Origin of the sequence: Streptomyces sp. ID05-26A, assembly GCF_033794685.1 — a bacterium.
Lineage (GTDB): Bacteria > Actinomycetota > Actinomycetes > Mycobacteriales > Pseudonocardiaceae > Lentzea.
This window is the reverse complement of sequence record NZ_JARAYZ010000001.1, coordinates 105975-118322: the sequence shown is the minus strand read 5'-3', so window position 1 is coordinate 118322 and position 12348 is coordinate 105975. Positions and strand designations below refer to the sequence as shown.

At 67.9% G+C, this 12348-nt stretch carries 10 protein-coding genes; 7 read left to right on the top strand and 3 right to left on the bottom strand.

Going from position 1 to position 12348, the window contains the following annotated elements; genetic code table 11:
• Positions 1-7: 7 nt before the first annotated feature.
• Complete coding sequence (locus PV646_RS00600) at positions 8-841, bottom strand: class I SAM-dependent methyltransferase (RefSeq protein ID WP_500339471.1); 834 nt, start codon at positions 839-841, stop codon at positions 8-10.
• A 178-nt stretch (positions 842-1019) separates the two neighbouring features.
• Between PV646_RS00600 and rpsA the strand changes: the two genes are divergently transcribed.
• The 5 genes from rpsA (at position 1020) to coaE (ending at position 7539) form a co-directional block, all read left to right on the top strand.
• Positions 1020-2510, top strand: coding sequence for a 30S ribosomal protein S1 (rpsA, locus tag PV646_RS00595; protein WP_189159748.1), 1491 nt, complete (start codon positions 1020-1022; stop codon positions 2508-2510).
• 250 nt (positions 2511-2760) lie between these two features.
• Positions 2761-3420, top strand: a complete 660-nt coding sequence (locus PV646_RS00590; RefSeq protein ID WP_500339470.1) for a DUF6338 family protein — start codon at positions 2761-2763, stop codon at positions 3418-3420.
• 1 nt (position 3421) lies between these two features.
• Entirely contained in the window at positions 3422-5707 is a 2286-nt protein-coding gene (locus tag PV646_RS00585; protein ID WP_500339469.1) for a CHAT domain-containing protein, read from the top strand.
• Positions 5708-5909: 202 nt separating this feature from the next.
• The gene (locus PV646_RS00580; protein ID WP_500339468.1) at positions 5910-6380 is read left to right on the top strand and encodes a hypothetical protein; all 471 of its coding nucleotides are present in this window, start codon (positions 5910-5912) and stop codon (positions 6378-6380) included.
• A gap of 10 nt (positions 6381-6390) precedes the next feature.
• Positions 6391-7539, top strand: a complete 1149-nt coding sequence (gene coaE / locus PV646_RS00575; RefSeq protein WP_500339467.1) for a dephospho-CoA kinase — start codon at positions 6391-6393, stop codon at positions 7537-7539.
• On the opposite strand, the gene PV646_RS00570 is transcribed toward coaE, so the two are convergent.
• Together PV646_RS00570 and PV646_RS00565 are read right to left on the bottom strand one after the other, a co-directional pair.
• A complete protein-coding gene (locus PV646_RS00570) occupies positions 7515-8033 on the bottom strand; it encodes a ribonuclease FAU-1 family protein (protein ID WP_500339466.1) in 519 nt (172 codons plus the stop codon). The genes coaE and PV646_RS00570 overlap by 25 nt on opposite strands.
• Positions 8034-8121: 88 nt before the next feature.
• On the bottom strand, positions 8122-8631 hold the full coding sequence (locus tag PV646_RS00565) for a ribonuclease FAU-1 family protein (protein ID WP_500339465.1): 510 nt from the start codon (positions 8629-8631) through the stop codon (positions 8122-8124).
• Between the two features lie 50 nt (positions 8632-8681).
• Between PV646_RS00565 and PV646_RS00560 the strand changes: the two genes are divergently transcribed.
• Both PV646_RS00560 and uvrB read left to right on the top strand, forming a co-directional pair.
• Positions 8682-9794, top strand: a complete 1113-nt coding sequence (locus tag PV646_RS00560) for a DUF5685 family protein (RefSeq protein WP_500339464.1) — start codon at positions 8682-8684, stop codon at positions 9792-9794.
• Between the two features lie 56 nt (positions 9795-9850).
• On the top strand, positions 9851-12013 hold the full coding sequence (gene uvrB / locus PV646_RS00555; RefSeq protein WP_500339463.1) for an excinuclease ABC subunit UvrB: 2163 nt from the start codon (positions 9851-9853) through the stop codon (positions 12011-12013).
• Positions 12014-12348 lie beyond the last annotated feature (335 nt).

Here is a 12348-nt window from a genome sequence, read left to right as displayed (position 1 = left end):
GTTGAGATTACGACGTCAGGCGGGTCCGGAAGATCGCGGTGCCGGGGAAGAGCTTGCCGCGCAGGGGGCTCCACTGGCCCCAGTTGCGGGTGTGGCCCTTCGGCCACTCGGGCTCGACCAGGTCCTCGAGCACGAAACCGGTGTTCGTGAGGGCCCGGACGTAGTCGCCGAGGGTGCGGTGGTGCTCGACGTAGGTCGCCTTGCCCTCCTCGTCGACCTCCACGTAGGGCGTGCGGTCGAAGTACGACTGCGTGACGGTGAGGCCGAGCGGGCCCGGGTCGTCGGGGAAGATCCACCGCATCGGGTGGTTGACCGCGAACACCCAGGGCGCGCCGGGCCGCAACACGCGGGCGAGTTCGCTGAAGACCTCTTGAACGTCCGCGACGAACGGGACGGCGCCGAACGCGGAGCACGCGGCGTCGAACGAGTCGTCCCGGAACGGCAGCTGGTCGGCGCTGGCCTGCACGAGCGGCACGTCGATGCCGGTCTCGGCGTTGGCGGTGCGGGCGTGCCGGAGCATGCCCTCGGAGATGTCGAAGGCGGTCGCGTCAGCCTTGTTGTCCTTGAGCCAGCGGGCGCACATCGCGCTGCCGCAGCCGACCTCCAGGATGCGCTGACCAGCGATTTCACCCAGGAACCGGGCGTCCTGTTCGCGCAGTCCCTCCGGGCACCACACGAAGTCCGCCGCGCCCAGGAAATCGCCGTGCGTCTGGTGGTAGTCGTCGGCGTCCGCGTCCCACCAGATCCGGTTCGCCACCCTCGACTCGGCGGCGTCCGCCCCCCGCTTGACGATGCCGGCGGTGCCGAGCGCGTGTTCCGCGCTCGCGTGCTGGTTGGACACACTGCTCCTTCACATGGGGGCTGGTTTGCTTGCGCGTCTTGCGGCCGCGTACGATATCGCGTGCGTAGTGGGTTAGTGCTGCCCATGATCCAGACCCGCCGGATTCCAGGTCGCTGCGACGCTGCGCGCGCACCACTCCAAGCCATCGATGCCAATCCGTACCGGAGCCACCTACCTAATGTCCACCGACACCACCACCGCCCCCGTTGCCGCTGCTCCCAAGCAGGTCGCGATCAACGACATCGGGACGGAGGAGGACTTCCTCGCAGCTATCGACAAGACGATCAAGTACTTCAACGATGGCGACATCGTTGAGGGCACGATCGTCAAGGTCGACCGGGACGAGGTCCTGCTCGACATCGGCTACAAGACCGAGGGCGTCATCCCCTCGCGCGAACTGTCGATCAAGCACGACGTCGACCCCAACGAGGTCGTCAAGGTCGGTGACGAGGTCGAGGCGCTTGTTCTCCAGAAGGAGGACAAGGAAGGCCGTCTGATCCTCTCCAAGAAGCGCGCCCAGTACGAGCGCGCGTGGGGCACCATCGAGGCCCTCAAGGAGAAGGACGAGCCCGTCAAGGGCACGGTCATCGAGGTCGTCAAGGGTGGTCTCATCCTCGACATCGGCCTCCGTGGCTTCCTTCCCGCCTCGCTCGTCGAGATGCGTCGCGTCCGCGACCTCCAGCCGTACGTCGGCCGTGAGCTCGAGGCGAAGATCATCGAGCTGGACAAGAACCGCAACAACGTGGTCCTGTCCCGCCGCGCGTGGCTCGAGCAGACCCAGTCCGAGGTCCGCAGCGAGTTCCTCAACCAGCTGCAGAAGGGCCAGGTCCGCAAGGGCGTCGTGTCCTCGATCGTCAACTTCGGTGCCTTCGTGGACCTGGGTGGCGTCGACGGTCTCGTCCACGTCTCGGAGCTGTCCTGGAAGCACATCGACCACCCGTCCGAGGTTGTCGAGGTCGGCCAGGAAGTCACCGTCGAGGTCCTCGACGTCGACATGGAGCGCGAGCGCGTCTCCCTGTCGCTGAAGGCCACGCAGGAAGACCCGTGGCGCCAGTTCGCCCGCACCCACGCGATCGGTCAGATCGTGCCGGGCAAGGTCACGAAGCTGGTTCCGTTCGGTGCGTTCGTCCGCGTGGACGAGGGCATCGAGGGCCTGGTCCACATCTCCGAGCTGGCCGAGCGCCACGTCGAGATCCCGGAGCAGGTCGTGCAGGTCGGCGACGACGTCATGGTCAAGGTCATCGACATCGACCTCGACCGTCGCCGCATCTCGCTGTCGCTCAAGCAGGCCAACGAGGGCTTCACGGTCGACTCCGAGTTCGACCCGACCCAGTACGGCATGGCCGCCGAGTACGACGACCAGGGCAACTACATCTACCCCGAAGGCTTCGACCCGGAGTCGCAGGAATGGGGCGAGGGCTTCGACAAGCAGCGTGAGGAGTGGGAGCGCCAGTACGCCGAGGCGCACACTCGTTACGAGGCCCACATGAAGCAGATCCGCAAGGCCGCCGAGGCCGAGGAAGAGGCTTCGGCCGAGGGTGCGGGCAACTACACCTCCGGTGGCGACGCTCCTTCCGCTTCGGTTGGCGCGCCGGCTCAGTCCGGTGGCACGCTCGCTTCTGACGAGCAGCTCGCTGCTCTGCGGGAGAAGCTGTCCGGCGGTATGTGAGTCGCTGGTTAGACCCTTCGAAGGCCCCTGCACCCGTTTTGGGTGTGGGGGTCTTTGTTGTCGGTTCACCCGGATGCCGCTTGCGTCCCGGCTAACGAGCGCGCGCGTGTGGTCGATGAGGATGAACATGACTCCTCATGAGCCTGACCCGGAGTGGCGGTCCTATGTGGACGGCGACGACGACCTCGAGTACGAGCCGCCGGACCCGTTCGCCCCGAAGCCGCCCGAGCCGAAGTCGAGCTGACCGCGCATGCCCCCGGGAACGGTGGCGGGCTTCATCTTCCTGATCGCGGCGCTGTCACCGGGGTTCGTCTTCCATCGGATGATCGCGCGGTTCCACTCCAGGGACAGCCGTAGCCCGGTGGTCGAACTCGTCGAGATGGCCACCGCGGGCGCACTCGCCACGGCCGTCGCTGTCGTGGCGACGCTCGGCGTCGGTGAGCTGGTACCCGGTCTGCTCAGCGCGGCCGAGGTCTTCGGTGACGCCAACGCGTTGCGGGCCCGGCCGTGGGACGTCCTCCGCGCACTCGCCCTGGTGCTGCCGTTGAGCCTCGGCCTCGCGACCTTGGCCGGCTGGCTGTGGACCCGGCGTTCCCGGGAACAGCCGGCGCAGATCCGGCAGGGCTCGGTGTGGAGCGGAGTCCTGTCCGCCAAGAAGAACGGCAAGCCCGCCTACCTGGCGGTCGAGCTCGACGACGGCCGCGTCGTCGAGGGTGTGTTCCGCGCGGTGTCCGACGTCGACGACCCGGACCGTGACGCGGTGGTGTTGCGCAGGCCGATCTCGCTGTCGGGTCCCGGCAACGTCCCGCTGACGCGGGTGAACGAGGAGTTCGTGCTGATTCCGCGGACCGCGATCCGCCTGGTGCACGGCACCCACGATCTGCGCGTCAAGCAGGCTGAGGAGGAATGACGTGTTCGACCCGTTCTGGCCCTGGGGGCTGGCGATCACCGTCCTGCTCTTCCTCGCCCCGAAGCTGATCAACAGGTGGATGGGTGTCAGCCTCGGCGTGCGGAACCCGTCCGGCGCGATGCTGGAGCGCACCCAGGCCGTGCTGAAGGGCTTGCAGCGTGCGGATGAGCTCGTGCGGGCGAACGAATTCGGTACGGCGATGCTGCTCCTCGACGACCTGGGGGCGCGACCGGAACTGGAGGAGATCCCGGCGCTCGGCGCGCAGGTCGAGTTCCACCGCGCCCGGATCGCCCACGTGCTCGGACGCGCTGACGTAGCCGTGCCGAGTGCGCGAAAAGCCCTTGAGTTCTACCGGGCCGTGTACGCGCAGCAGCGCAACGGCAGGAACTCCGCCGCACTCGGCGAGATGATGAACCAGGTCGGCGAGATCCAGTTGCAGCAGGAGGACTTCGCCGCCGCGCTCGACACGTTCACCGAGGTCAAGCGGGTGAACAAGCGCGGAGCGTTCGTCCAGACCGTCGTGCGGGTCGAACTGTCGCTCGCGAGAGCCCACCTCGCGCTCGACAACGACGCGCTCGCCGCTGACCATGCCCGTGAGGCGCTGCGGCTCGCCCGCAGACACCGCGTCCCGATGATGGCTGCGGAGGCGTTGTACTGGGAGGCCGTCGCTGTGTCGGCCCTCGGTGACCTCGCCGGGTGCCGCCGGCTGCTCGACGAAGCGGACGGCCTCCTTGCTCCTGACTCGCCGCTGTACCTGCGCGTGCAGTTGCTGTCTGCCCGCTTCGCACTAGAACGAATCGAAGGCGCCGTGGCCGCGGAACTGGGCGTGGGCTTCGAGCTGTTGCGGGCGATCTGCGACATGAAGGTCGGCAGGGGCTGGCGTCAGCACCAGGCAGACGTGATGTCGCAGACGGCGGAGGTCGAGCAGCGCGTGCTGGAGCTCAGCGCGGCGCTCGCCCTGGCGGGCGACGAGCGAGCGAACGCGACCTACACCGCGACGCTGCAGATGTTGCGCGAGAGCGACATCGCGCACGTGCTGCGTGCGGGGCTGGCGAACGAGGAGGAGCAGGCGGGGTTGCCGGCCGTCATCAGCAAGCTGCTGGCCGACCTCGCCGTGCTGGAAGATCCCGAAGCGCCCACGCGCGCACCGGCGCTCGACGTGTACGAGCGCCTCGAGGTCGCCGCGTCCGCGCGGTTCCGCCAGCTCGTCGCGGCGCCGTCGATCCGGCGTCAGCTGAGCGTGCCCGTCGCCCACCACGTCGTCATGGTGAGACTGGTGCAGGACGAGGAGGACCGCACCGTCGTCTACGGCAGCTGGATCCGCCCCGGCGAGGACCCGGAGCCGTACCGGCACGTGCTCACCCAGGCGCAGGCGAGCACGTTGCGCGAGGTGATCGGCGCGGGCGACCCGCCTCGCACGTCGGCGAAGAACTGGCACAAGACGCTCCAGTGCCGTGCGTTGTCGGACGCCGCGGGCTGGACGGAACTGGGCCCGCGGGTGCTGCCACCGGGGTTCGGCGACCACTTCGCCCGCGTCTCCCCGGACTCGGACGTTCCTCTCGTGCTGTTCTCACCGGACAGCGGTCTGTGGTCGTTGCCCTGGTCTGCCCTGTCGATCACCGCGGACACGGCGCTGATCGACCACGCGGCCGTGGCGCTTGTGCCTTCGTGCTCGTTGTTCGGCCAGTATCCGGGCGCAGCCGAGGGCAGGGGAGTGCTCAGCTACCTGAGCGGGGTCGACGAGTCCGGGCTCGGTGTCGAACGGTCGGCGCTCGGCTACGCCTGGCCGGACGCGGTCACCGAGGCCGGCGGCCCGGATGCGTTGGTCGACGCGCTCGCCCGCGGTGACGAGTACGAGGTGCTCGCGTTGTCCGTGCACGGTGACGGCAGGGCCGGCCTCGCCCATTCGCTGATCCTCGACCCGCGCCGGTCCGTCCGGCTGTCGGCGGGACGGATGATCGGGTTGCGCTTTCCGGCGACGGTCGTCGTGGGCGCCTGCTTCTCCGGCAGTCTCGACCGTCGGGTCGGCACGGATCCGACCGGCATTCCGTCGGTCATGCCCTGCCAGGGAGCGACCACGGTGATCGGTGGTCTGTTCCCGCTGCCCGACGGAGCCGCGTCCGGTCACTCGACCGCCGGCATCCTCGGTCACCTCTACGTGCGGCTGGCCGAAGGGGAACCGGCGCCGTGGGCACTGCGCTCCGCACAACGGAGATGGCGTTCCGGGAGGATGACGAGTCCGCTCGCGTGGGCGAGTCTCACGGCCATGTCGAACGGCGCTTTGTAACCCGTTCACTCTGTGGTGGAGGCCGAACCTCGTTGTGTAGGTTGACAAACCTATGCGTGGGAACAGGTTCTTCGTCGCAGTCGGTGCGGGTGTGCTGGTTGTCTGTGCTGCCGCCTGCTCTGCTGCCGTGCCTCAGACTCAGGCGCCGCCGCCGCAGATTCCTCGGATCACCCCTTCCACAGTTCCCTCTCGGGTGCCGGTGATGGTGGATCGGGCGTTGCCGGACGACTGTGAGCTCGTGGTGCCCGTTGATGTCATGAACGCGGCTCTCGGGCAGGAGTTGCCCGGGGAGCCCCGGATCATCGTCGGGATCAAGGAGCCTGGGATCGGGCGAACCGGCAAGATCGACTGTTATTACGGGATTCCCGAGAAGAAGGGGCTCCTGGACGCCAAGATCGTCATTGGGTTGTCGACGTACACCGACGATCTGACTGCTCGTACCCGTGTCACCGAGAGCGTCGAGGCTGAGCGGGGTGAGGGGGCGAAGGTCTCCGAGGTCGACGTCGGCAAGCAGAAGGGGACGTTGGTCGAGGGCAAGGACGAGCAGTTGCTCATCGGGTCCCTTGGGAAGTCGACGTTCGTGGTGCGCAACCGGAACAACTTCATCCCCAAGGAGAAGCTCGTCGCGATCCTTCCCGTGCTGGCCGCGCAGTCCATGACGCCTCCGGTCTAATCTGACCGGCATGCTCAGGGTGGGGTTGACCGGGGGAATCGGGTCCGGGAAGTCGACGATCGCGCGGTTGCTCGTGGAGAACGGCGCTGTGGTGATCGATGCGGACAAGCTTGCTCGTGAGGTGCTCGAGCCTGGGAGTGACGGGCTCGCTGAGGTCGTCGAGGCGTTCGGTGAGGACGTGCTTCAGGCTGACGGCTCGCTTGATCGGGCCGCGTTGGCTGCCAAGGCTTTTGCCAGTGAGGAGGCTCGGCAGACGCTCAACGGGATCACGCACCCTCGTATCGGTGCGTTGACCGGGCAGCGGATGGCTGAGGCTCCTGAGGACGCCATCGTCGTGCACGACATCCCGTTGCTGGTGGAGCGGGACATGGCGGCCGTGTACCACCTGGTGATCGTGGTTCACGCGGACTCGTCCACCCGGCTGGAGCGGCTTGTCACGAGTCGGGGGATGGATCGGCAGGACGCTGAGAAGCGCATTGCCGCTCAGGCGACTGACGAGCAGCGGCGGGCCGTTGCGGACGTGTGGCTCGACAACAGTGGTGAGGTTCCGGACGTCACCGCGTTGTGGGATCGGTTGGTGGGGTTCGAGAAGAACCTGCGGACGCAGTCGTACGCGTCCGGGTCGCCGATCGTGGTGCCCTACGACGGGCGGTGGCCCGCGCAGGCCCGGCGGATCGCGCGGCGGATCAGTTTGGCTGCCGGTGGGCGGCATGTCGAGCACATCGGGTCCACTGCGGTGCCTGGGCTCGCGGCCAAGGACGTGCTCGACTTCCAGCTCGCCGTCGAGGACATGGAGACCGCCGACGGCCTGCGGGAGGCGTTGGGGCAGGCCGGTTTTCCGTACGTCGGGCCGTACGAGGACACGCCTCGTGGTGACGGGGACTGGAGCAAGCGCTTGCACGCCGGGTCTGACCCCGGGCGTCGGGTGAACCTGCACCTGCGGGTCGAGGGGGCCGCCAACTGGCGGTGGGCCGTCGACTTCCGGGACTGGTTGCGGCACGACGCGCAGGCGCGTGAGGAGTACGCGAACGTCAAGCTCGAGCTGTCAGAGCGGTTCGCCGGCGATGCCGGTGCCTTCGCCTACGGTGAGGCCAAGGAACCGTGGATGGAGACGGCCGTGGAGCGCGTCCAGGCCTACAGGGGCGGCCAGGAGTCGTAGATGCCCTGCCACGTCAGCCACGACGTCAGGTTGTGGTTGACGTTGCTGAGCTCTTCGAGAGTGCGGTGGACCGTGCGCAGCGCCTGGTCTGCGTCGCCCGGTCGCAGCACGCGGCCCGCGACGGCGGCGGCGAAGTCCTCGCTGCGCACGATGCGGGCCGTGGTGCCGCCGGGGACGGCCAGGCCCAGCAGCAGGTCCGTGGTCTGCCAGTGGCGGTGGTCGCGCTCGACCCGCACCGCGGACAGCACGCTCGGGCTGCTGCGCGCGTGCCGGGAACGCGGGCGGTAAGTGGTCAGGCGCAGGCCCAGTTCGGGCATCAGCCAGGTGACCTCGGAGTCCGAGAACGGGTCTTCCGGAGTGGGATGCTCGATTCGCAGACCCCACCGTTCGACATAGCACGAACTGAGAGTTCGCGCGCCACCCGACGAATACGAGCGCACGCCCGAAATGGTGTCGACGACATCGACCAACTGAGGTGTAGTGACCGCTCCCACGCCGCCGAGCGTAGTCAAATATGTGCTCCCAGTTACACGCTGGGTCGATTTGTTACGTCACGGTCAGGTGACGAACACGCTCTGTGTATCAACGCCAGGTCGTAGGACAACCCGAATAGGTGAGCCACCTGACCACATCGTGACCGTGCGCTGAAATGCCGGACACCGCCGAGTAGGTGGTTTCCAGCGCCCATTGCGCGCGTTCCGGGGAGAGAAACTTGTGTTGAACTGCGGAGATCAACTCGTCCGTGTCCAAAACAGTCACGCTGTGGCCCGTTCGGACTATCAGGTCGAGGTACAGATCGGTTGTTTTCCAGACGCTGCCGATCGCGTTGATCTCCACGACGTCGACGTAGAAGTCGAAGTCGAGCTGATGACCGGGGTGCCAGGACTGACGCGTCACGCGGATGTTGAGCTTGGGCAGGAACCAGCTCTCGAAGTGGCTGATCTTCGGATGCCCGGCGAGCGGCCGGAACATGTAGAGGCCGGTCGGCGTGAGCCGGAACTCGTCGACGCTCCTCAGCTGCCCCTTGGGGTCGGTGTTGCTCTTGGCGTCCAGGTCGAAGTACTCGATCTTCGGCGGATGGATGTGTGCCACGTCCGCGATACTGCCATCGCCGGGCCCCGCGGCCACTTAGGATGCCGCGCATGTTCGGGATCATCCGCCCCTGTCGCAACAGGTTGGGCGCTGAGCTGCAGTCCTCGTGGCTCTCACACCTTTGTGGAATGTGCCTGTCGTTGCGCGACGAGCACGGTCATCTCTCGCGTCTCGTCACGAACTACGACGGGCTGATGATCTCGGCCGTGGTGGAGGCGCAGTCCAGCGTCTCGCGGCGGACAGCCGGGCCGTGTGCGCTGCGCGGCATGAAGTCCGCGGACGTGGCCATCGGTGACGGGGCGCGGCTCGCGGCGTCGGTGTCGCTGGTGCTGGCGTCGTTGAAGATCCAGGACCACGTGGACGACGGCGACGGGCTCGCGGGCAGGGTTCCGTGGGCGGGGCGGGTGGTGGCCCGCCGCTGGGCCGCCAAGGGCCTCGAAACGGCGTCCGGGCTCGGGTTCGACGCGTCGGTGATGGTGGACGCGGTCCGGCGGCAGCCCGAGGTGGAGGCCGGAGCCGGGCTGGGCAGTTCCGTGCTCGTGGTCACCGAGCCGACCGAGACCGCGACGGGGTTCGCCTTCGCGCAGACCGCCGTGATCGCCGGGAGGCCGCAGAACGCCGAGTCGTTGCGCGAGGTGGGCCGGCTGTTCGGGCGGGTCGCGCACCTCATCGACGCCGCGGAGGACCTGGAGGAGGACCGGGCCTCGGGAGCGTGGAACCCGCTGCTCTCCACGGGGACGTCGGTCGCCGAGGCGCACCGGCTGTGCCTGGACGCCGTGGCGGGGGTCAGGCTGGCGCTCGGCGACGTGGAGTTCACCGACTCGCGACTCGTCCACAAGCTGATGGTGCACGAGCTGGAAGAGTCGGTCATCCGCGTGTTCGGCAAGCGCAAGCGGCACGAGTACCCGCCGGGCAAGCCCCGCTGGTCGGATCCGGGCAGCGGGCTGTGGGCGTACCCGAGGCTGAACTGGCAGCGGCAGCCGCGCGGGTGCTTCGAGGGGTGCGGGGCGTTCCTCTACATGTGCGGCACGTGCCAGTTCTGCTGCCGCGACCCGTTCCCGGGCCCGTGGAGCGACAAGCGGCGGGACGGGTGCGACGGCGGAGACTGCGGTCCGAACTGCGACTGCAACGGCTGCGACTGTTGCTGCTGCCCCTGCGATTAAGGGCTCTGAACAGGGCTAATCGGAAATTGTCAGACCTCCGGCGTAACGTGCTTCCCGTGGCTTTCGCAACCGAGCTCCCGCCAGAGGAAAGCACCGTCAAGGCGCACTCCGAGCACCGTCCCGTCGGCGACATCGAGCGCACCGACGGTCAGTTCCGCGTGGTCAGCGAGTACCAGCCGGCAGGCGACCAGCCGGCTGCGATCGCCGACCTCGAACGCCGCGTGCGCTCCGGCGAGCGCGACGTGGTGCTGCTCGGCGCCACCGGTACCGGCAAGTCGGCGACGACGGCGTGGCTGGTCGAGAAGCTGCAACGCCCCACGCTGGTGATGGCGCCGAACAAGACCCTGGCCGCCCAGCTGGCGAACGAGCTGAAGGAGCTCTTCCCGCACAACGCGGTGGAGTACTTCGTCAGCTACTACGACTACTACCAGCCCGAGGCGTACATCCCGCAGACGGACACGTACATCGAGAAGGACTCCTCGATCAACGAGGACGTGGAGCGCCTGCGCCACTCGGCCACGATGTCGCTGCTGACCCGGCGCGACGTCATCGTGGTCGCGTCGGTGTCGTGCATCTACGGCCTGGGCACGCCCCAGTCCTACCTCGACCGCTCGATCCACCTGGAGACGGGTGTGGAGGTCGACCGCGACGCGTTCCTGCGGCTGCTGGTCGACGTCCAGTACACCCGCAACGACATGTCGTTCACCCGCGGCTCGTTCCGCGTGCGCGGCGACACGGTCGAGATCATCCCGTCCTACGAGGAGCTCGCGGTCCGCGTCGAGTTCTTCGGCGACGAGATCGACAAGCTCTACTACCTCCACCCCCTCACCGGCGACGTGGTGAAGGAGGTCTCCGAGCTGCGGATCTTCCCCGCGACGCACTACGTGGCGGGCCCGGAGCGCATGGAGCGCGCGATCCGCGACATCGAGGCCGAGCTGGAGACGTCGCTCGCCCAGATGGAACGCCAGGGCAAGCTGCTCGAGGCCCAGCGCCTGCGCATGCGCACCCAGTACGACCTGGAGATGATGAAGCAGGTCGGCTTCTGCAACGGCATCGAGAACTACTCGCGCCACATCGACGGCCGCGCGGCGGGCACGGCGCCGGCGACGCTGATCGACTACTTCCCCGACGACTTCCTGATGGTCATCGACGAGTCGCACGTGACGGTGCCGCAGATCGGCGGCATGTACGAGGGCGACGCGTCTCGCAAGCGCAACCTCGTGGAGCACGGTTTCCGCCTGCCCTCCGCGCTCGACAACCGCCCGCTGACGTGGGAGGAGTTCGCCGACCGGATCGGCCAGGTCGTGTACCTGTCGGCGACCCCGGGCCCGTACGAGATGGGCCAGGCCGGCGGCGAGTTCGTCGAGCAGGTCATCCGGCCGACCGGCCTCGTCGACCCCGAGGTCGTCGTGAAGCCGACCGAGGGCCAGATCGACGACCTGGTGCACTCCATCCGCGAGCGGGCCGAGCGTGACGAGCGGGTGCTGGTCACCACGCTGACCAAGAAGATGGCGGAAGACCTGACGGACTACCTGCTGGAGCTGGGCATCCGGGTCCGGTACCTGCACTCCGAGGTCGACACGCTGCGCCGCGTCGAGTTGCTGCGGCAGCTCCGGCTCGGCGAGTTCGACGTGCTGATCGGCATCAACCTGCTGCGGGAGGGTCTCGACCTCCCCGAGGTGTCGCTGGTGGCGATCCTGGACGCGGACAAGGAAGGCTTCCTGCGCTCCGGCACGTCGCTGGTGCAGACGATCGGCCGCGCCGCTCGCAACGTGTCCGGTGAGGTCCACATGTACGCGGACCGGATCACCGACTCGATGCGGCACGCGATCGAGGAGACCAACCGGCGGCGCGAGAAGCAGGTCGCGTACAACACCGAGCGCGGCATCGATCCGCAGCCGCTGCGGAAGAAGATCACCGACATCCTGGAGGCGGTGTACTCCGAGATCGAGGACGAGGTCCCGGTCGGCGGGTCCGGCCGAAACCAGTCCCGCGGCAAGCGAGCCACCGGAGAAGGTGGCCGTTCCTCGGGCGTGGTCGCGTCGCACGAGCGGGCAGGGATGGCCCGGTCGGAGCTGGCGGACCTGGTGCAGTCGCTGTCGGACCAGATGATGAACGCCGCCCGTGATCTGCAGTTCGAGCTGGCGGCTCGGCTGCGCGACGAGATCCAGGACCTGAAGAAGGAACTCAGGGGCATGGACGCCGCGGGGGTCAAATGACAGGTGAATTACGCACGTAGCTTCGTCTGCACGGGGCGAGGGCTGTAGCAGGACGTTGTTGCCGCAGGCGGTCTCGAAATCGTGCTCCGGGAGGCGTGTCCCGGTAGCGATTTCGAGCTGCGTGAAGCTCCGGGCGGTTGCATGGCTGCGCAACTCGGCCCGTCAGCGCGGCTTCTGCTCTCGCATCGCCGCCTCGACGCCTACTACGACGCCACCGAAGCGGTGCGGGTGTGCGTGGCCGAGCTGGACCGTCTCGGCGTTCCGTCACCGTCACCGTCGCGGGACCGGCCTGTCCATAGTGGAGCGGGTCGTGTCGCGTTGAGTTAGATCGACGT